Raw genomic sequence first — 21,192 nt, 5'->3', positions numbered from 1 at the left:
CGCATTCTCAGATGACTTACTTGAAGCCTCAAAGGTGCTCCTATTGGCCTTGAAGCATTTCATTGGCCACTCAATAGAAGATTCTTGAATGCTTGCTTGTAGGCTCTTACTACGCCGTTATCTACCAAACCACCGCCGTGCTCTGGGTCGTCGCCATCCCACACTCCAAGTCGCTCTCGTATCCAGTTGTCGGTCGGTTGACGTGTGTTTGAAGACGTGCCCCGTTTCCATTCCTCATACAGCTTTTCCAACTGCCTGCGAAAAGCATGCTCATATGCGCGGGTAGGAGGTGCAAACATATCTCGATCGCATTTTCCCATCTTTTTCGTGCCTACAACGTAGTAAATCTCCGCCTTACGCGCTGCAGCTATCCTGCCAGCGGGACCACCTTGGATGCAAAGTCCGCTGTGCAACACAGGCTTTAGAACCGCCGGTACAATGCTGTTTGAGTTTGACGGCAGCCATTTGACTGCCCAGCGCTCATTGACATATGGAAACAGATGGTCTGCGATGATACCGGCTTTGTAATAATTGAGGGCATCATTGTATGTTCTGAGTGCGATGGGCTGCCTACCCGGATGCCGTCTTGATCTAAGTGCCTTGTCCAGTCCAAGTGTACCTTTTTCGCCGCAACGAATGTAGCGATCTTTGCGCAAGCTCGAACCCCAAAAGATGTCCTTGTTTGGAGCGGCTCCACGTCCTTGAGGCCACAGCAGGTCTTCCATGCAATAGAATAGAATACCTCTTTGGATGATATCGATGAATTTAATTGCGGTGTGTCCTTGACTGTTGTCGGGCCAGTCCTCAGGGCGTGCGCCACGCAATTTCAGGTCCGCAAACCTGCCATCTGGTCTCAAACTGGAACTATGAGCCTCTTTGAAGGCCTTGCCGATGATACGCCTTAGGTGGGCTTCGACTTTCCAGAGTTGATTGTATCTTTGGGCTGAAGACTTGTTCGTACTAAGGGACGTTGCCACACTTTTAGTCATTGAACCTCGGTTCATTGTTGACCTCTGTGGATTTCCACTACGTTGTTCTCATGCTGTTTTCCCACCAAGAAATCAGCCCAAGCATCCATCATCGTCCGCCTTTTCTCCAACATATCGCCCCGCCGGTAGGCAGCCTCTACGCTGTTGTTAATCTTGTGCGCTAAGGCGACTTCAGCCATGTCGCCGGGAAAGCTTGTGCATTCGGCAACCCAATCTCGGAAGGTGCTCCGAAGTCCGTGAGGAACCGCTGGCCGCTTACTCACTCGGTCTAAATACCCCGGGCCATCATGTTTTACGTCGGTCTCGTGCAAACGTTTCATGGTAGCACTCAACGTCATATCTGACATTTGGCCGCCCTTGGGCGCAGGGAACACCAAATCACTATCCGAGAAACGCGGTATGGCCTGCAGCAATTCCATTGCAGCCTTGGACAGTGGAACACGATGCTCACGCTTCATCTTTGTTCGATCTGCCGGGATGATCCACATTCCGGCATCTAAATCCAATTCACTCCATCGCGCCCCTCTCACTTCTTGAGAACGTGTCGCCGTCAGGGTCAAAAACTCCAATGCGCGGCTGCCAAGGCCGTCTCTATCTTGAAGATCAGAAAGCCAACGCTGCGCATCTTCAACTTTCAGTGCGGGTTGATTGTGGGTTTTAGCGATTTTGGAAGGGGCAGGGAGCAGCTCTTTCAGATTGTTCGCCCAACGCGCCGGATTATCGCCAGACCGATGCCCCGCAACTGTGGCCCATGACAGGACCGCTTCGATGCGACCTCGTAGGCGGGATGCAGTCTCAGTTTTCGTTCGCCATATCGGTTCGAGTACGCGCAATACATCCTGAACGGTGATGTCATCCACAAGCATGGACCCAAGTTCAGGTACGGCGTGTGCGGTCAGAGTGTTTCTCCATTGTTGCCGGTGTTTCGGGTTTTTGTGGGCATCCAATTTAGCGTCCAAATACCGATCAACTGCGTCTGAGAAGGACAGACCTCTGCGCTGGGCGGCGGCAAGCGCAGCCTTTTTGGTTTTTCGTTCTTCCACTGGATCAATGCCGTTTTGAATTTTGTCTTTTTGTTCGCGAGCGATTTCTCGTGCCTTGGCGAGAGGAACGTCAGGATAGCCGCCAAGGCCGATTTCACGGCGTCGGTCGCCGACAGTAGTGCGCAGCAACCATGTTTTGCCGTTGTTTGGGGTAATTTGAAGGAGCAGCCCACTTACGCCACCAACTGCGACGTTCATATTGAGCGATTTGCCGTTGCGGGAGGTTCTTCCATCGTGTTGCATCCGTTTGATATCAAGCGCAGACAGTTCCTTGGATACGCGCGGCATACTACACCCTCCTACTTACCCGCCTAAAATTATACTATCTTGTACTACAACTTGAGACGTCTTGCGACATCAATGTTGCGTAGTATCTGCATAACCTGCTGAAAAATTGCGATTTAGTACCACGGATCGCGACGCTATCATGGCGGTTCCTCGGGTCCGCCACTTGGTGCTTGTTGAACGTCACACGAACCTGACCCAACCGTCACAGTTGGACCAGAAATTCAGTGAACGTTCGACATCGGAAGGCGCCCCCAACGTTGGATATCAGTTGAATTTGATCTTTGAGTCATCAACTAACACGCCGCCCCGATTTCATACTCCCGCAGACATTATGGTTTGATCTGACATCCATATCGGAAAATCAGAGCTGATTTGTAGGTCAGACAGCGAAGCTGCCTGTTCCTGCTAATCTGCCACGTGGCGAACGCGGGAGGGGGCGAGGCAACGCTATTCGATAGGGGTGGTGCGGCCCGCAGGCACAGCCGAGGGCACGGCCTGTCTAATAGGGTTACCCTAGGGGGAGGGCAGCGCCCTCACCCTGACGGCCAGGGGCGTTTGGCTTGTCCAAATCCCGCTGGCCCACGAAAGGAATGAGGCGTGAAGGATGATAGCCACCATTGACGATCATTAAATTCCCTTAATAGCGAAAAGTGACATTCGGCCCAATCCCGACCTTCGCCGAGCATTCAAGATGCCGCAGCGGCAGCACGCATTCGGCCATTCGCTGCAGGCGCGAAACCTAATAAGCCCGCCGTCGGGGGGGGCGTGAGAAAGGCGACAGTTGGCTCCTGATCGTGAATGTCGATTTCATTTCCACATTCTGAGTTGGTTATCGAATTTGACCATCCCGCGAAATATTGAAGCGTTCACAGAAGAGGTCTTGTGATTTAGTCAGAACGACGAAGGAGTGCATGCGCTAATGACTTTACAGGGTGTGTCTCCAGCGTTTCGAAACCTGTGTGGCAATATGCTTGAGAAATAGTACGCGTCCCCGGGACCCAGAACCCTGGACTGCCCATCTACCGTCACTTCAAGACGGCCCTCTATCACAACCGCGCATTCCTCTCCTTCATGCGATAGTTCAGACCGACCCGAGTCAGCTCCGACGTCGTACTTTTCTATGAGCATCTGAAGCTTTCTGTCTCGGCGCTCACCTGCGACAAGCAAATAGGAAACTCCGGGTGATCCAAGATCACGCATGCTGCTGTGAGGAAAATAAAAGCTGTCGTCGTTTTTGAGTTCAAAGCTGAAAAAGAAACCAAGATTTATGTCTACACCTGCAAGAATCTTCTTGAGCAATGCCACAGACGGCTGGGACGATCCGCTTTCAATTTGAGAAATCGTACCGCTTCCCACACCGGCCCGCTTTGCCATTTCGCGCTGACTGAGGCCCTTTGAGGTTCGAATCAATCGCAGCCGTCTTGCGGTTTCCAGATCAGATTTTAGTGAGGCATCCATAATGATTTCCCGCTTTTGATTTTAAGCACATTAGGGGGCGGCGGTCTGTTTTTCAATAACTTACAGAATCGCATAAAGCCGGGTGTGCGGAAGGTCTGAACTCTGCAAAGATTTGTCATCAAATGAAAATCTGTTTCACGAGGAAAGAACGTGCTCAATCAACCCAACTCAATGTCATCGTTTTGGATGCCGTTTTCGGCCAATCGTGATTTCCTTCGCGAGCCCCGAATGATCCAAGCGGCTGATGGGATGTACTTCACTACCTCCGATGGTCGCAGGGTCATGGACGGCACCGCCGGACTGTGGTGCGTCAATGCCGGTCACCGTGATCCGCTTATCGTTGAAGCGATACAGAAACAGGTGCACGAGCTGGATTACGCACCAAACTTCCAGTTCTCACACCCGCAGGCATTTGAGTTGTCGGCAAAGCTGACCGCGATGATGCCTGAGGGGATGAACCATGCTTTCTTCACCAACTCTGGCTCCGAGTCTGTCGATACAGCGCTCAAGATCGCGCTACATTACCACCGAATGCGCGGTGATGGCGCGCGCACGCGATTGATCGGGCGTGAGCGTGGTTACCACGGCACTGGCTTCGGTGGCATCTCGGTGGGCGGCATCGTAAAGAACCGGATGCATTTCGGGACGCTCCTTACAGGAGTGGATCATTTGCGCCACACGCATGATCTAGAGAAAAATGCGTTTTCACGCGGCTGCCCCGAACACGGCGCGGAACTGGCGGATGATCTGGAACGATTGGTCGCGCTTCACGATGCATCGACCATCGCGGCAGTGATCGTTGAGCCGATGGCCGGGTCCACCGGTGTGCTGTTGCCGCCGAAAGGATACCTGAAGCGGTTACGTGAAATCTGTGACCGCCATGGCATTCTGCTGATTTTCGACGAGGTCATCACCGCCTTTGGTCGTTTGGGTGTGGTGACAGCATCGGAGTATTTCGATGTGAAGCCGGACATCATCACGACGGCCAAAGGCCTGACCAACGGCGTGATCCCGATGGGTGCGGTCATCGTATCCGACAAGATTTACGATTCGGCTATGGAAAATGCCGATGCGCCGATTGAGCTGTTCCATGGCTACACCTATTCCGCCAACCCTGTGTCATGCGCCGCCGCACTGGCAACGCTGGAGAGTTACAAACAGAATGATCTATTCCGCCGCGCTGCATTGCTTTCGCAGCCCTGGGAGGATCAGCTTCACAGCCTCGAGGGTCTGCCGAACGTCATCGATATCCGCAATTTGGGATTGGTGGGCGCGGTCGAGCTTGCTCCACGAGAGGGCGCGCCAGGGGCACGGGGCTATGATGCGATGAAACGGGCTTGGGACGCTGGAATAATGATCCGTGTCACCGGCGACATCATCGCTTTGTCGCCACCGCTTATCATCTCGGAACCAGAAATAACGAAACTTTGTCAAACACTTGGAGAGGTATTGGCAGATCTGCCATAACCCCTGATCGCTAACCCCAAAAAGGACTGACATCATGAAAGATGCATCCCCGATCACTTTGATCGGCCACTACATTAATGGCCAAATCACTGCTCCATCCGGTGAGAATACTCAGCCGGTTTTCAATCCCGCAACCGGTGCGCAAACCGGCGAGGTGTCACTGGCGAACGTCCAGACTGTCGATGACGCAGTGGCCGCGGCCAAAGTCGCGTTCCCGAAGTGGTCAAACACACCGCCAATCCGCCGCGCCCGTCTTATGAACAATTTTCTGGCCCTGGTGCGTGAGCATAAAGACGATCTGGCACGCGCCATCACGGTTGAGCATGGCAAGGTGTTCACCGACGCTCAAGGCGAAGTTGAGCGCGGTATTGATATCATCGAGTTTGCCTGCGGCATTCCGCAACTCCTCAAGGGCGATTACACCGAGCAGGTCTCCACCGGCATGGACAACTGGACGACGCGTCAGGCGTTGGGCGTTGTGGCTGGAATTACTCCCTTCAACTTCCCGGTTATGGTGCCGATGTGGATGTTCCCGATCGCCATCGCCGCAGGCAATACCTTCATCCTGAAACCGTCGCCAACCGACCCGTCCGCTGCACTGCTGTACGCGGATCTGATGCAGAAGGCCGGCTTCCCCGATGGTGTGTTCAACGTCGTACAAGGTGACAAGGTCGCCGTGGACGCGTTGTTGGAGAACGACGATGTCAAGGCTGTGTCCTTCGTCGGCTCGACCCCGATTGCGAACTACATCTACGAGGTTGGTGCGCGGCATGGCAAGCGGGTTCAGGCTCTGGGTGGCGCAAAGAACCACATGCTGGTTATGCCCGATGCCGACATGAACAAGGCAGCCGACGCCTTGATCGGCGCAGCCTTTGGCTCGGCAGGCGAACGCTGCATGGCTATCTCGGTCGCTTTGCTGGTTGGTGATGCTGCCGACAAACTCACGCCAGTTCTGAAAGAGCGCGCCGAAACTCTGAAGGTCAAGAATGGCCTAGAGCTGGACGCCGAGATGGGCCCGATTGTCACCGCCGCTGCGCGTGATCGGATCAAAGGCTACATCGACTCGGGCATCGACGAAGGCGCTGACCTGTTGGTCGACGGTCGAGACTACACAGTCGCAGGGCACGAGGAAGGCTATTTCCTGGGCGGCACCCTGTTCGACAACGTCACCCCCGACATGAAGATCTACAAGGAAGAGATCTTCGGCCCCGTCCTGTCCTGCGTCCGCGTCTCGACCTTCGCGGAAGGCCTGCAACTGATCAACGACCACGAGTTCGGCAACGGCGTGTCGCTGTTCACTCGCGACGGCAATGTGGCGCGTGAGTTCGGCAAGCAGGTTCAGGTCGGCATGGTCGGCGTCAATGTTCCGATCCCGGTTCCGATGGCCTGGCACGGCTTTGGCGGCTGGAAGAAGAGCCTGTTCGGCGACATGCACGCCTATGGCGAAGAGGGTGTTCGTTTCTACACCAAGCAGAAATCCATCATGCAGCGCTGGCCCGAAAGCATCTCGGAAGGTGCCGAGTTCGTCATGCCAACCGCAAAATGATCATCCGTTCCAAGGAGTGAAAAGTATGTTCATTGGTGTTCCCAAGGAAATCAAGAACCACGAATACCGCGTTGGCCTGACCCCTGAAAGCGTCGCCGAACTGGTTTCTCATGGTCACAACGTCATCGTCGAGACCAACGCCGGCACAGGCATTGGGGCTGATGATGATGCCTATCGTGCCGCTGGCGCGGAGATTGCCGAAACCGCAGCGGATATCTTTGCCAATGCGGAGATGATTGTGAAGGTGAAGGAACCTCAGGCTGTTGAACGCGCTATGCTGCGGGAAGGTCAGATCCTTTACACCTATCTGCATCTGGCCCCCGACCCGGAACAGACCAAAGATCTGGTCGACTCGGGCGCTGTCTGCATCGCTTATGAAACCGTCACCGACGACAATGGCGGTCTGCCCCTGCTGAAACCGATGAGCCAAGTTGCCGGTCGCATGTCGATCCAGGCCGGTGCCGGTGCGTTGGAGAAAGCAAAGGGAGGCCTGGGCGTGCTGCTGGGCGGTGTGCCTGGTGTGAAACCAGGCAAGGTCGTGATCATCGGTGGCGGTGTTGTTGGGTTCAATGCAGCTCAGATGGCTGTTGGCTTGCACGCGGACGTGACCATTCTGGACCGCAATCCAGCAGTGCTTGAGAAGTTGGAGAACCATTTCGAGGCGTCCGCCAAGGTCGTCTATTCGACCAAAGCCGCATTGGAGGAAGAAGTCACCAATGCCGATCTGGTTGTCGGTGCTGTTCTGATCCCGGGTGCTGCTGCGCCCAAGCTGGTCACGCGCGAACTGATCTCAAAAATGAAACCCGGTGCGGTCGTCGTGGACGTGGCGATTGACCAGGGCGGCTGCTTTGAAACGTCCAAAGCCACCACTCACGCCGAGCCTACCTATGTTGTCGACGATGTTGTTCATTACTGCGTCGCCAACATGCCTGGCGCAGTCGCCCGAACCTCGACCTATGCACTGAACAACGTCACGCTGCCGCACGCTCTGGCTATTGCCAACAATGGCTGGAAGCAGGCGCTTGCAGACAATCGTCACCTGAAGAATGGCCTGAACGTGGCCCACGGGAAGGTGACTTACAAGGCTGTGGCCGATGATCTTGGATACGAGTTCATCGCCCCGGAACTTTGCTGACTTGAAGCAAAGAAATGTCCCGTTGCGCGTATTGCGGCGGGACAAACACCACTGAGGAGGAAACCTTAATGATTACTAAGATTAACCGCCGCGCCCTCGGCGCGATGGGTGGCGCAGCTTTGCTCGCTGCAACCACAATCTCAACGACCGCTGCAGCGGAAGACATGACACTGCGCTTCGCTGGCGTGTTCCCGATCGATCATCAGGGCACGAAGATGATGGAACAGGTCGCAGCGGATGTGGCAGCAGCGGATGTCGGCTTGAAGGTCGAGGTCTTCCCTGCAAACCAGCTGGGTTCTGGTGAGGCGCTGTTCGAAGATGTTGCACGCGGCAACATCGATCTGGCATCGGCGTTCATCTATGCCGATACAGATCCACGCCTCGAATTCCTGTCAATGCCGTTCCTGCTGGGCGGCTGGGATGACATGGAGAGCACGCTTCTGAACATGGACTCCGAGTTCAACACCATCCTGCAAGAGATCACCGACGAATATGGCGTGCGCGTCATGGCGCAGAATCCGGAAGGGTTCATCGGCATCGTTTCGTCGCAAGAGCCCCAGAACTGGAATACTTTTGACGACAAGGGCATGAACATTCGCGTCTGGTCGTCCAGCGTTGTGAAGTCGATGGTCGAAGAACTGGGTTACCAGGCGACCACCATGGCATGGGGCGACATCTTCCCCGCACTTCAGGCCGGTATTGTTGATGGGGCGATCTGCTGCACCAAGACAGCCACCTACTCGATCTTCGCTCAGTCAGATGTTGGCACCCATTTTGTCGAGTACAACTCGATTTCGGAACTGACAACTTTCTATGCGTCGCAGCGGACACTCGACAAGCTGAACGATGAACAGCGCACCGCTCTGCAAGCCGCTATGACCAAGGCGTCCGAAGACTTCTTTGCCTACAACCGTGAGAACGACGAAGTGTTCGGCCAGAAACTGATCGACAAAGGCTACACCATCTTGCGCCTGAGCGACGAAGAACAAGCTGCGATGGCCGCTCATGTCCAGGAAACGGTCTGGCCCGCAATGGCACAAAACGTCGGTCAGGACATCATCGACCGCCTGCTGGCAGCAAAAGAACAGCAATAATCACTGAGAAGAAGGGCCAGCAGATCAGCTGGCCCTTTTTTGGTCTTTGGCTCAACAAAGGGAGGGAGAAAGATGTCTAGTTCTGAAGCTGAACGTCCATTGGTCGTCGAAAGCGCAGAAAAGAAGAGTTCGCAAAAAATCACTGACGAGTTGCCAGTCATTATTGGGTATCCGCTGAAAGCAGTGGCTTTTGTCATGAGGCAGATCGTTATGTTTGCCGGTTTCCTGATGGCTTTCACATTTGGGGCAGTTGTTGTCATCCGGTATGGATTTGGCGGTGATCTGTTTGCCTACGAAGAATGGCTTTTGGGCATTAGCATCATCGGCTTTTTTGCAGGTGCTGTTCTGGCCTCTGCCCGCAACCTGCACATCAACGCGGACATTCTTGGCATTGTGATCCAAAATCCTCGGTTGATTTGGTGGCGCGGCTTTGTCGTCCTGACAGTCGAGGTGCTGGTGATCCTATTCCTCATGTACGCCTGTTATGTCTCGCTGCTTGATGACTTCTCATTCCCCCGGCTGCGCGCAACCCCGGTGCTGCGCATTCCGTTTGTGACCTGGCGGATTGCAATCATGATTGCCTTTGGCCTCATGGCGACGTTCACGGCGGCATATTTGTACGTGCACATCCGCAAAGGGCTCGGTCTACCCCTGAGATCCGAAATGCAAAAAGGAGAAACCCAATGATCATCGGAGGAAGTCTCCTTATCGTCTGCTTTATGCTGCTGTTAGGCGTCAGCGTTTATGTGGCATTCGGATCGGTTTTGATTTTCATCGCCCTTATTGGAGATCAATCAATCACCGGCTACTTGCCCACCGGCTCTACAGGTATCCGCTCACTGGTGCTTCTGGCGATCCCCCTCTTCATGATTGCCGGTGGCATCATGGAAAAAGGTAAGATCGCCGCCCCTCTTGTTGCACTGGCTGAAATGTTCATTGGTCACATCAAAGGAGGTTTGAGCGCAGCGGGGGTGCTGGCCTGCGGTGTGTTTGGCTCCATTTCCGGCAGTGCAAACGCAACGCTGACCTGTATCGGCGGCATCATGATGCCCCACCTGAAAAAGGCCAACTATCCGGGTGGGCAATCGGCGGCTTTGATCGTAGCGGCCAGCCCTTTAGGTCTGTTGATCCCGCCGAGTTCGTCGCACATCCTTTATGGCTGGGTCGCACAGCAGCATGTACTAAAGTGCTTCTTGTCCACGGTCATTCCGGCGATCATCCTGATCACGCTATTGATAATCGTTAATCAGTTCATGCTGCGGAAGTATGACGACATCAACCTGACGGAACGTCCTAAACCTTTCCTGCCGACATTCGGAGTTCAGGCGCGCCTGGCCGGACCTGCGCTTATGATGCCGTTGATCATCCTTGGCGGTATCTATGGCGGTATCATGACACCGACCGAAGCCGCCGGTATCGCAGTGGTCTACTCGATCCCAATCGCGCTCTACTTCTATCGTGGCCTGACCTGGAAAACTCTGGCCCAGACGATCCAGAATTCCGGTGTTACGATTGGTGTGGTCATGGTCATGATCTTCATGGTTCTGATCGTGTCGGACAACCTGATCTCGCAGGGTGCACCTCAGTTGGCCAAAGATCTGGTCTATTCCGTTTCGGACAATCCGGTCGTCATCCTTCTGATGATCAACGTCGTGATGATCCTGATCGGGATGCTGATGGACGATATCTCCGGTCTGCTTTTGGCAACACCAATCCTACTGCCCATCGCGCAGAGCACCGGCATGGATCCCATCCATTTTGCGGCCGTGATTGGCGTGAACTTAGGTATGGCGAACATCACCCCTCCGACTGCACCTCTGCTCTATCTTGGTGCGCAGGTCTGTGATGAACCGGTTTCGCGCATGTTATGGCCGACTTTGATCTTCATAGTCTTTGCCTGGCTCCCAACGCTGATGTTGACAACTTTTGTACCAGAGTTGGCCCTGTTTCTGCCGGACCTCCTGCTCAGCAGGTAGCGACGGGAAAGCACAAATAAGCCCAAGACGAAACTGCACGCACCCCATTCTTACGGCTGGGGTGCCTGTGCGCCCTCCCGAAGGTGAAATAGGAGCGGCGAGTTATCAGCAGAAAACTGAAGACCTGAATACGGAGGTTTGAAATGTACAAAAATATTCTAGTCGCTCTGTCTCTGGAGCATGGCATCAGTGAACACGCACTTGCGGCGGCACATGCCCTTGTATCTGAAGGTGGAAAAATCACTGCCGCGCATATCCATGAGCCCCCAAACAGACAGATAATGTACTATATGGATGAAGGAATCGCAGAAAAGTCTCTCCAAAAAGCAAAGGCGCGCTTGGCCGAGCGCCTAACAAGTGAGACAGAAGTGTCGTCTATCCTGATCGAGAGCCAATCGGCGGGTCGCGCAATCACCGAATACGCCAACAAACACGGCATCGACTGTATCGTCCTCGCTTCACACAAACCTGGGATGAAAGAGTTCTTTTTGGGTTCCACGGCTGCTCTCGTTGTTCGCCATGCTCAGTGTTCGGTGCATGTACTCCGACTGTGACGCTGGCACCCGCAACATGCTCGTAACTTCGCCCAGTGAAATCTGCGGTGATAAGCACGTCTCACGGTGACCAAGGTCTAATTTTGGTGCACCTAAAAGAGTTTCACTTTGCGGCCTTTGGGAGGTATGATTCGCAGCCAATCTCGGCGGCAACGCGGCATCCTGTGATATCCTCTTTTGTCAACGTCGGGTTGTCGTTGTGGGCGGGAATGGCGGAAAGGAGGATCAGTTATGGATACACCAAACTTACCTGCCATTCGCGCGCTTCGCCCAGCTTGGAACAAGGGACGCATCGTCGGTCAAAAACGCCCGTTAAAACCCAAACACGTCTGGGCAATTCGAGTAAGATTGGAGCTCGCAGAGAACCATCGCGACCTCGCTCTCTTCAATATGGCCATCGACAGCAAGTTGCGCGGTTGTGACTTGGTGAAGATGAAAGTCGTTGACATCATGGCCTCTGGTCAGATCAAGGAGCGGGCTTCGGTGCTGCAAAGTAAAACTCAGAAACCGGTCCGCTTCGAAATTTCTGAAGGTACTCGGACCTCCGTCGAGAAGTGGATGGAAGATGAACTTATGGTTGGGTCTGAATACCTTTGGCCAGGGCGTTTCCATGAGCGTTTGCACATTTCAACGCGCCAGTATGCCCGGATCGTGCGTGATTGGGTCACGTCTATAGGTTTGGAAGCCAGCGCATACGGCACACATTCGATGCGGCGCACAAAGGTTACTCAGATTTACAAAAAGACGGGCAATCTGCGCGCGGTACAACTCTTACTTGGGCATACAAAGATGGACAGTACCGTTCGGTATCTCGGAGTTGAGCTCGAGGATGCACTTGCTATAGCAGAGGCAATTGAAATCTGAATACTGCGGGCCGCTTTCGTTGGCGGCCCCAGCCAGTCATTCATCGACTAGGAAAGATACTGTGATCGCAGCCCGCATTCTGGACGCTCGATGCAGCCGCTAAGTTAGATCGTAAACAAATTTAATCTTCTTGGACATAAGGAAAATTCGCTACGCTTTCGCCAACAATTTTTTGTTGGACTGCAGTCTTTCAGTTCGTCAAACAAGCGCCGACGCAAAGAAGAGAAATGGCCAGCACAAAGCCGCGCATGCCTCAGTGGCTGCCGAAATAGGCCTCCAGCAGCCGTTCATCGTTGCGCAGTTCTTCGGCGGTTCCCGAGGTTTGCATCCGGCCCGATTCCAGCACGTAGATCCGGCTGGCCAGAGACAACGCGAAATTGGCGTTTTGCTCGGTGATCACAACGGTTAGGCCGAATTCCTTGTTCAACTGTCGAACAACTTCGGCGATCTCGTTGCAGATCTTGGGGGCCAGGCCGATCGTCGGTTCGTCGATCAGCAGCAGTTCGGGGCTGGTCATCAGCGCGCGCCCAAAGGACACCATCTGCCGTTCACCCCCCGATTGGGTCGAGGTTTCCTGCCCTTCCCGCTCTTTCAGGCGCGGGAACAGCTTGTGGACCATGTCCATGTTGTCCTCGATATCCTCGCGGGCGGTGTAGGCACCGACCATGAGGTTGTCGCGCACCGACATATAGGGGAACAGGTTGAACCGTTCCGGCGCATAACCGACGCCGTGGCGCACGATCTCAGCCGGGGTTCGGCCCGTCAGGCTGTGGCCATGCAGCCGGATGTCACCTTCGGTTTCCACCAGACCCATGATGCTGTCCAGCAGGGTGGACTTGCCTGCCCCGTTGGGGCCGACCACGGCGACGATCTCGCCCGGTTCGACGGTGATCGAGATGTCGGTCAGCGCCTGCGCTTTGCCGTAGAACGCCGACAGGTTTTCGATTTCCAGATAAGACATCAGGCGCTCCCCAGATACGAGGCCTGCACGGCCTTGTCATTCATCACCTCGGTAAAGGTGCCCTCGGCGATCATCGTACCCCGCTCGATGGCGACGGCGCGGTCGATCAGTGGCTCCAGCGCGGGCAGATCGTGGCTGACGATCAGGAAGGTCATGCCATCCTTGCGCATTTGCTGGATCAGTTCCGAGATCTGCGCGATCTCACCCACGGTCAGACCGGCGAACACCTCGTCCAGCAGCATCACCTTGGGTGCGGTGGCCATGGTGCGGGCCATTTCCAGCTTGCGCAGGTCACCCATGGCTAGTTCGGACGGGGTGCGTTCCAGATCGGCCTCGGTAAATCCGACGCTGAGGGCAAGTTCGCGTTCCCGGTCGGGATCGGGTGACTTGGTGATCATCTGCCAGATATTGTCTGGCATCAGGCCCACGCGGATATTTTCGGCCACGTTCATGTCGCCGAAAGGGCGCGGGATCTGATAGGTCCGGCTGACCCCGGCCTGAATCCGCTGTGATGTCGGCAGCGACGAGATCTCATTCCCGAACAGTTCGATCGTGCCGCTGTTCTGGCGATGCTCGCCCATGATCTGGCTGAACACGGTGGTCTTGCCCGCCCCGTTCGGACCGATCAGGCCCAGGGATTCACCCTCTTTGAGGGAGAAGGACAGACCATTGGTGGCGACCAGCCCGCCGAAGCGTTTGAACAGGTTTGTGACTTCCAGCGCTGCGGTCATGCCACACCTCCTTTCCGCAGCCGGGCAAAGCCGCGCTGTATCAGTTCGATCAGGCCTTTGGGCTGATACATGTAAAGGACCAGCGCGATCGCCCCGTAGACGAAGTACCGTTCCGCCCCCGGCAACACCGGACGCAGGTATTCCAGCAGGAAGGTCATGAAGAACGCTCCGATCATCGGACCGATGATGGTCGAGGTTCCGCCCAGCAGCGCCGCCACGATGATGGTGAACAAAAAGCTGATATCGAACAGAGCACGTGGTGCCAGCGAGCCCAGATAGTGGACATAGAACGCCCCGCCCAGCCCTGCGACCATCGCGCTGGTCAGAAAGGCAAACGCCTTGAGCCGCGTGGTGTTGAGGCCCGAGCCCCGCACGCTTTCCTCGTTCATGCCGATGGCGGCCAGCGCGGTGCCCAGACGGGTTTTCATCAGCAGCCACATGCTGATCGCAACGCTCAGCATCAGTGCGGTCGACAGATAGTAACCGTTTGCCGCACCGCGGGTCAGGGTCTGGATGCCCGACATGCCGCGGGTGCCGCCGGTCAGATCCGGACGAACCACCTGCACCAGTTGGTACAGCAGCTCCATGAAGGCCAGCGTGACCAGCGCAAAGTAACTGCCACGGATGCGCAGCGCAGGCAGCAGCACCAGCAGGCCCGCGGCCATGGTGACCAGAACGGCAGCCGGGATCGAGATTTCGACCGGCACGTCAAACCGTTTGGTCAGGATCGCCGTGGTATAGGCCCCGATCCCGATCAGGAACGGGTGGCCAAAGCTGATATATCCGGTGCGACCGGACAATACGTCCCAGCTGATGGCGAAGATCGCCAAGTAGTTGGCAAAGATCATCGTCCGCAGTGTGCCGTTCGAGACGACCTGCGGCAGCAACAGCATTCCAGCGATCAGACCGCCCCAGAGGGCAAAGTGAAACCAGCGCAGCTCCATCGTCAAAGTTCCTCGCGGCCAAAGAGGCCCTGTGGACGCGTCACCAGCACGCCAATGATCAGCAGCATCGTGAAGACGCCGCGCAGTTCCGGGGCGAGTGTCGCCACCACGATAACCTCGAGAAAGCCGACGATATGGGCCACCACCAGCGTGCCGATGATCGATCCGATCCCGCCGACGATGACAACCGCGACCGAGATGATCAGCGGGGCCACCCACATCGAGGGCGACAGCTGCGTGTAGCTGGCGAAGAACACCCCGCCAAGCGCACCCAGCGCGCCGGAAATGCCCCAGGTGATCAGGTTGATCCGGTCCGGGTCGATGCCCGAGATTGCCGCGCCCTTGGCGTCCATCGACACCGCCTGCATCGCCCGCCCGGTATGGGTCAGCCGCACAAAGGCATAGAGGCCCAGCAAAATGGCCCAGCTGATCAGCGTAGCGATCAGAATGTTATACGTCACCGAGGCCCCAGCCACATTAATCACGCCGGGTACGATCGGCAGCAGGATCTTGCTGCTGTCGCCAAAGGCCAGCACCACGCCCGCCTGAATGACGACGGCCAGTATCAGCGTTGAAATCTCGACGGCGACATGATCGCCTTTCAGTGTCTTGACGATCAGGCGGTATTTCAGCACCCCCATCACCACACCCAGCGCGGCGGCAACGACAACACCCATCAGTTTGGGCATTCCCAGGGTCTGCGACACCCAGAAATAGATATACCCACCGACCATCAGATATGCGCCATAGGCAAGGTTCAGGACGCGGCCGATGCTGAAGATCAGCGTGAACCCCATGGCGATAAGCGCATAGAGACCGCTGAGCAAAAGCCCTTGGATCAGTATCTGCAACATATGAGGATCCTCGGCTGCGGGTGCGCGCGAACGCGTACCCGTTTCCGTCTATGAACTCTACACGGTTACTGTTTTACCCAGCTGGGCAAGGTAAACTCGCCCGTCGCGTATTTCTCGGGGTAGACCACAGCCGCCGTGCCGTCTTCGTACCATTGGACCACAACCATCGAAGGCTGGGCATCGTCGAAAGGTTCAGACAAGTCAAAACGCGCGTTGTGCGGATAGGTCCGGTTGGTGACGGGCTCAACCTCGTCATCGCCCCAGAAGGCGTAACGCAGCCACAACTGACCATCCAGATCCAGCACCAGATCCTGCTTCTTCATCGCCTCGGCCCAGGCCTCGACCTTGTCAAACCCACCGGCCTCTTCGGCTGCCGCCATCGCCTGTTTCAACCCGTGATAAGCGTTGAACCCATTAAAATGGGGCAGCAGCGGGCGGCTGTCATACTTGGCCTGATAGGTGTCGACAAATTCCTGGCTGGCCGGGTCCAGCTTGAAACCCACCGAAGGCACCGGCGACAGGGTTGAGATGCCACCGCCAGCCCCTCCTGTATCCTCCCAATACTCCATCCCCAGGGCAGAGACGTTTACGCCCGTCATCGCCATCGGCACCTGAAGCTTTACATATTGCGAGGATACCACCTGCGAGTTTACCGACGAGACCTGATAGATGAAATCTGCGCCCGTATCCTGCGCCCGGCTGAAGATCGGCGCGAAATCGACGGTGGCGACGTCATAGGTGATGATGTCCTTGACTTCGATCCCGGCCACGGGGGCCAGCGCCTCGGTCACAAGACCGGTGATGGCCTCGCCAAAGGCTGTGTCCTCGGCTAAAATGACCACGGTGTCCCAGCCCATTTGGCCCTTCAACACATCCGCGCCAAAGTTAATGTACAGCGTTGCCAGCGCCTCGTCCGAGGCGATGTTCATGAAATAGGGAGCCATACCCTCGGGGTCTTCGGCCACCATGTCGATGATGCCGATATAAGATGTCCAGGTGTCCAGCGTCGGGATGCGGTATTCCTGCATCCGTGGCAGCCAGCCCAGCGACACATCGTCGATCGAGCCCGAGATGATAAAATCAACCTCTTCGGTTTCCGCCAGATACTCGTAAGCGCGCACGCCTTCGGTAGGGTCCTGCCCGGTATCAGCTGAAACAAGCGTGATCTGCTGGCCCAGAACACCGCCATTGGCGTTCAGTTCCTCAATGGCAACTTCGGCACCGCGCAGCGTGGACAAACCGGTGTCCGAAGACAGTGACCCGATAAATCCAACTTTGATCTCTGCAGCGGCCGTCGAGGCCATTAGCGCGATGCATGTTCCGCTTAGTAGTGCTGTTTTGATCATCACATTAGCTCCCTGTGTCTGTTATTTTACCATTCTTGTATTCTGTATACAGTACACAAGCCGAAGGTGCGATCAAATCCTTTCTTGGGGACTCATGTTCAGAATCCGCTGATTTCTCCGTTTTTGTTGCGAATCACTGCGTCAACGTCGATCTTCACCAACAGACCGGGTTGCGTCAGGTCGACCTGAACAGCGGTCAGTACCCGGTCGATATCTTTGAACACCTCACCATGCACACGGGCGAATTCGCCTGCCTGTAACAGGTCAGTCAGATATAACTGCAACCTGCCACATTGCGCAGATCGGCCCCCATCTCCTTTGGCGCTTTTTCGGTGCGGGAAAGGAATTAGCTCGTTTGCGCGCCTACATCGCCGGGCGCATGAATGCGTCCCGTGAGTTCGATTGCCGTCGTACCCACGACCCAGACAAACGGCGCGATACGACTTTGAGCGCGACTATTATTGCTACAGTTGCACCCCGCAATGCTGTCATTCGCTGCGTCAGCGAAATCTCCAAGCGTATTGCCTCACAGTTGGCGCAATGAAGTGAAAAATTTCCGCATTCCGTAAAAAGAGTTTCGCAATCAGTAGAACCGCGTGATGCCTTGAAAAGCATGAAATTTAGCTTACGGGTCTTTGATTAAGGAGCTTAATTGCATCAATCACATCGATCGTAGACTCACCTCCTGCAATACCATCCAGAGCAGTACGAAGATCAGATATCGCCTTGTGCGTATGTCCAAATAGTCTGCATTGTTCTGCGTAATCTACCGACGTTCGGAGTTCAAACATCTTAGCTTTCTGTTCTCTTGCAGTGGCCAAAGCCTCAAGAAATGCTTTTTCTGCGAGCTCATTCTCGCAACGTGCGAGCGCGTAGACTCGATCGGTCTCGGATCGGGCCCAGCCTTCATTTGTGTGGTGCTGTTGATCACGGGCCTGAGCCAACAATTTCAGGGCACCGTCCCGATTACCTATGTTCAAGGTGAGTTCCGCCACTAGGGTCAGAAAGAACGGTTTATAGTTTCCCGCACCACTCTCCCACCAAGTTATAGACGCTGCGTGTAACGCATCGATCGTTTCTTGTTTCGGCGAAACATAGGCATTCACCCAGCTTCGCCACAAGGTCGCGGTCAAAGACATGAATGTAAACGAGTGCTTGGCTGAAAGTTCCTCAAGCTGTTCTGCGATCTCCAGCACTTTTGCGGGTTCACGGCGCAGAAGGTGAAGCATACACAGATAGGTCATTGACTGCGCGATGCTATGAGCATGCTCCAGCTCTTTTGCACCCGCCACCGCGAGCTGTTGAACCTCAAGGGCTTTGTCCGGGTCCCCACGCATCCAAATGGCCAAGCTTAAAAAGCACGAAGTAATCGCCGCATGGTCGGACCCATAGATGTACGCCAGATGCGCATCACGTTTCCTGCTGTAGAGGTCCAGTGCTTTGCTTAAATGCTCATACGCCGACACCAGGTCACCAATGTGGAACAGTACAGCACCCATTGCGCGATGCGCCACCATCTGATGCTGCGTCTCACGAGTCGACACCGCTAGGTCCAGCAATTGCGCTGCGACGTCCCTAGCCAAATCATACTCGGCACGCACCAAATGGAAGGAATACAAACCATTCAGAACTGGGAACAGATGCTCGGTTTCGTCGATGCGTTCACACAATTCGCGTATTCTTGCATAAACAGAACCGGTTTCGTCGGCAGCTATTCCTGCGGTTGATCGTAAGACACCAGCCTTGAGTACCTGAATCTCAATTTCCTTGCGGTCCCGTTCAAAACTTTGATCCATTTCGCCAAGCTGCTCAATCGCCAACGACAGTTGCGTGCTTGCCTCAATGTTAGCGGATCGCTGGACTGCTCGTTGGCCTGCAAGGTAACGATAGTCTACGGCCTCCTTACACATTCCTGCCATGGTATAGTGATGAGCCAGAATTTCCGGGCTTGCGTCACCAGTGTGAGCCAACGTGTCATCCAAATATTGCGCGACGCGAGAGTGCAGAACCCGGCGTTCTCGCTTTAGAAGGCTGTTGTATGCGGTGTCACGAATAAGGGCGTGACGGTAGCTGAAGGTTTCAAAATCCTCTGCGCGAAAAACTGAAACTATGCCAGCTTCGACCAGAAGCTCCAATCCTGCGCGTAACGCTTTATCGCTGATTCTGGCCACTTTTGAAATCAACTGGTAAGTAAACTGAGGGCCAATTACAGCTCCAATCTGGGCAACCTCTTTGGCAGAGCTCAGGCGGTCAAGGCGTGCCATCAGTGCATCATGTAACGTACTTGGCACCGAGTTCGCAGGCGATGCCCCACCCATCGTGTAAGTGTCCCTTCCCCTGGTCAGGACGCCCGATTCAAGGAGATCTTTTGTCACCTCCTCGACGTATAGCGGCACACCGTCGGATCTTGCCGCGACCACATCATACATCCCGTCAGCGACCAACTCGTCTTTGGCGACTTCGTCAACAATGCTCTTGACCTGTCGAAAGCTTAATTGCTTCAAATTAACTTTCGTAAGGTTCGATTGCAGTGTCCAACCTGGATCGAACTCAGGCCGGAACGTCATAACCACCAGAACTGGAAGGTCGCGAATTCGCTCCACCAAACGATCCAGCAACAATTTGGTTGTTGGATCAATCCAGTGAGCATCTTCAAACAGGAAGAGAACCGGATGATCTTCAGCCTTTGACGAAAGATTGTTCAGCAACAATTCCAGAGACCGATCCATGATCTGCCGCGGTGTCAGATCCAACGGCCCCAAATGATCTTCGAACGGTATGGACAAAAGGGATGCTGCCAACTTCAAAGCTTGGTCGGTTTGATCGCTCAACACGCCGCGGATTTTTTCAAGCTTGACGTGATTTGACTCGTCAGCGCGAAGATCAGTGGCACTCTCAAGTTGGCGAATGACAGGGTACAGTGCAGTCGCAAAGTGATATGGAGAACATTGATATCGCATTTGCGTGTGGGGCAAATCGGAGATGTTCTGCCGAAATTCCTCCACCAGACGCGACTTGCCAATTCCCGGCTCGCCTGACACCAACACAACCTGCCCATTTCGATTACTGGCCAAGGCCCAATTATCGTTCAACGCCTTCAATTCTGCGGCGCGACCGACCAAAGGCTTGAGCAAAACACTGTCGATCGCCATAAACCGGCTGACTGTTTCTCGCTCTCTGGTTACTTGCCAGGCTTCGACTTCCTTAGCAAAACCCTTGAGCTTGAACGCGCCACGCAAAACGTATTCAAAAGCATCACCAGCCAACTGATGAGTGGTTGGGGCGATAATCATCGTCCCCGGATCTGCCATCGCTTGAAGACGCGCGGCCAAGTTGGGCGTCTCACCCATCGCCGTTCCGTCCTCAAACATCTTTTCGCCTCGCAGATCGCCGACCACGACCAATCCGGTTGCGATCCCAATCCGGACGTTGAGTTTCGCGTGGGTGCGAACATCCGGCATCTCATCAATGATACGCAGACCCGCACGAATGGCGCGTTCGGGATCATCTTCATGGGCGTGGGGAAATCCAAAAAAAACCATGATTCCGTCGCCATAGTAGCTGGCAATATGGCCATCAAACGCTGCAACAGCCGCCGCACAGGTTTCCTTAAAAAGTCGAAGTACATCGGCCAGATCCTCCGGATCGACGCTTTGTGCTATTTCCGTTGATCCGACAAGATCGATAAACATTACCGTAAGCTGTCGCCGCTCTGCCACGATCTCGGGGCTGTTGGTTTTGCTGGGCGGTCGCCGCTCCTCTTCTATGCTGGCGCGAATGGCTTTCAGAAACCGCCTCCTCGGCCCGAGGGGAAGTCCGATTGTTACTAGGTCTTCGTCAGTTAATTCGGACAGGTCGCCAAGTTCGATTTCATGTTCAGTAAAAGCGACAGCATACTTGGACAAACCATGTTTCTTTAGCCAAGACGCTATATCGGACATC

Annotated in this window: 18 protein-coding genes; 8 read left to right on the top strand and 10 right to left on the bottom strand. The window is 55.0% G+C overall.

The genetic code is table 11. The features are described from left to right. Positions 1-59: 59 nt before the first annotated feature. The 3 genes from ACR0AC_RS19150 to ACR0AC_RS19140 form a co-directional block, all read right to left on the bottom strand. On the bottom strand, positions 60-1,004 hold the full coding sequence (locus tag ACR0AC_RS19150) for a hypothetical protein (RefSeq protein WP_480875425.1): 945 nt from the start codon (positions 1,002-1,004) through the stop codon (positions 60-62). After that, a complete protein-coding gene (locus ACR0AC_RS19145) occupies positions 1,001-2,320 on the bottom strand; it encodes a tyrosine-type recombinase/integrase (RefSeq protein WP_480875422.1) in 1,320 nt (439 codons plus the stop codon). Before ACR0AC_RS19145 ends, ACR0AC_RS19150 begins: the two co-directional genes overlap by 4 nt. A gap of 891 nt (positions 2,321-3,211) precedes the next feature. After that, the gene (locus tag ACR0AC_RS19140; RefSeq protein ID WP_170456026.1) at positions 3,212-3,778 is read right to left on the bottom strand and encodes a cupin domain-containing protein; all 567 of its coding nucleotides are present in this window, start codon (positions 3,776-3,778) and stop codon (positions 3,212-3,214) included. Between the two features lie 171 nt (positions 3,779-3,949). Here ACR0AC_RS19140 and aptA point away from each other — a divergent pair, with 171 nt between their 5' ends. The 8 genes from aptA to ACR0AC_RS19100 all read left to right on the top strand — a co-directional run bounded on the left by aptA (position 3,950) and on the right by ACR0AC_RS19100 (position 12,414). Continuing rightward, positions 3,950-5,245: an omega-aminotransferase AptA gene (gene aptA / locus ACR0AC_RS19135; RefSeq protein WP_480875516.1), complete on the top strand. Its 1,296-nt coding sequence runs from the start codon at positions 3,950-3,952 to the stop codon at positions 5,243-5,245. A gap of 34 nt (positions 5,246-5,279) precedes the next feature. Next, positions 5,280-6,791, top strand: coding sequence for a CoA-acylating methylmalonate-semialdehyde dehydrogenase (locus ACR0AC_RS19130; RefSeq protein WP_480875417.1), 1,512 nt, complete (start codon positions 5,280-5,282; stop codon positions 6,789-6,791). 25 nt (positions 6,792-6,816) lie between these two features. Continuing rightward, positions 6,817-7,926, top strand: coding sequence for an alanine dehydrogenase (ald, locus tag ACR0AC_RS19125; RefSeq protein WP_480875414.1), 1,110 nt, complete (start codon positions 6,817-6,819; stop codon positions 7,924-7,926). Between the two features lie 104 nt (positions 7,927-8,030). Further along, positions 8,031-9,020 carry a TRAP transporter substrate-binding protein DctP gene (gene dctP / locus ACR0AC_RS19120; protein ID WP_170456159.1) on the top strand — a complete coding sequence of 330 codons (990 nt, stop codon included), beginning with the start codon at positions 8,031-8,033 and terminating at the stop codon, positions 9,018-9,020. A 72-nt stretch (positions 9,021-9,092) separates the two neighbouring features. Further along, positions 9,093-9,707: a TRAP transporter small permease gene (locus ACR0AC_RS19115; RefSeq protein WP_480627364.1), complete on the top strand. Its 615-nt coding sequence runs from the start codon at positions 9,093-9,095 to the stop codon at positions 9,705-9,707. Further along, complete coding sequence (locus tag ACR0AC_RS19110; protein WP_170456020.1) at positions 9,704-10,996, top strand: TRAP transporter large permease; 1,293 nt, start codon at positions 9,704-9,706, stop codon at positions 10,994-10,996. Before ACR0AC_RS19115 ends, ACR0AC_RS19110 begins: the two co-directional genes overlap by 4 nt. Positions 10,997-11,139: 143 nt before the next feature. Continuing rightward, entirely contained in the window at positions 11,140-11,550 is a 411-nt protein-coding gene (locus ACR0AC_RS19105) for a universal stress protein (protein WP_170456018.1), read from the top strand. A 231-nt stretch (positions 11,551-11,781) separates the two neighbouring features. Then, positions 11,782-12,414, top strand: coding sequence for a tyrosine-type recombinase/integrase (locus ACR0AC_RS19100; RefSeq protein WP_170633759.1), 633 nt, complete (start codon positions 11,782-11,784; stop codon positions 12,412-12,414). A 253-nt stretch (positions 12,415-12,667) separates the two neighbouring features. Here the strand turns inward: ACR0AC_RS19100 and ACR0AC_RS19095 are convergent, their stop codons facing one another. The 7 genes from ACR0AC_RS19095 to ACR0AC_RS19065 all read right to left on the bottom strand — a co-directional run bounded on the left by ACR0AC_RS19095 (position 12,668) and on the right by ACR0AC_RS19065 (position 21,191). Then, on the bottom strand, positions 12,668-13,375 hold the full coding sequence (locus ACR0AC_RS19095; protein WP_170523071.1) for an ABC transporter ATP-binding protein: 708 nt from the start codon (positions 13,373-13,375) through the stop codon (positions 12,668-12,670). Next, positions 13,375-14,106 (bottom strand): ABC transporter ATP-binding protein, encoded by a 732-nt coding sequence (locus tag ACR0AC_RS19090; RefSeq protein WP_480875407.1) that lies wholly within the window; start codon positions 14,104-14,106, stop codon positions 13,375-13,377. Before ACR0AC_RS19090 ends, ACR0AC_RS19095 begins: the two co-directional genes overlap by 1 nt. Then, positions 14,103-15,050 (bottom strand): branched-chain amino acid ABC transporter permease, encoded by a 948-nt coding sequence (locus ACR0AC_RS19085; protein WP_480875403.1) that lies wholly within the window; start codon positions 15,048-15,050, stop codon positions 14,103-14,105. The genes ACR0AC_RS19090 and ACR0AC_RS19085 overlap by 4 nt, the downstream gene beginning before the upstream one ends. A gap of 2 nt (positions 15,051-15,052) precedes the next feature. Beyond that, positions 15,053-15,904 carry a branched-chain amino acid ABC transporter permease gene (locus ACR0AC_RS19080; RefSeq protein ID WP_170523080.1) on the bottom strand — a complete coding sequence of 284 codons (852 nt, stop codon included), beginning with the start codon at positions 15,902-15,904 and terminating at the stop codon, positions 15,053-15,055. 65 nt (positions 15,905-15,969) lie between these two features. Then, complete coding sequence (locus ACR0AC_RS19075; RefSeq protein WP_170456008.1) at positions 15,970-17,250, bottom strand: ABC transporter substrate-binding protein; 1,281 nt, start codon at positions 17,248-17,250, stop codon at positions 15,970-15,972. Between the two features lie 98 nt (positions 17,251-17,348). After that, entirely contained in the window at positions 17,349-17,534 is a 186-nt protein-coding gene (locus ACR0AC_RS19070) for a RidA family protein (protein WP_170456006.1), read from the bottom strand. Between the two features lie 336 nt (positions 17,535-17,870). Continuing rightward, positions 17,871-21,191, bottom strand: coding sequence for an ATP-binding protein (locus ACR0AC_RS19065; RefSeq protein ID WP_480875395.1), 3,321 nt, complete (start codon positions 21,189-21,191; stop codon positions 17,871-17,873). Position 21,192 lies beyond the last annotated feature (1 nt).

The sequence above is a fragment of the Ruegeria sp. H7 genome, from assembly GCF_056532945.1.
This window is presented reverse-complemented; position numbering and strand designations above follow the sequence as displayed.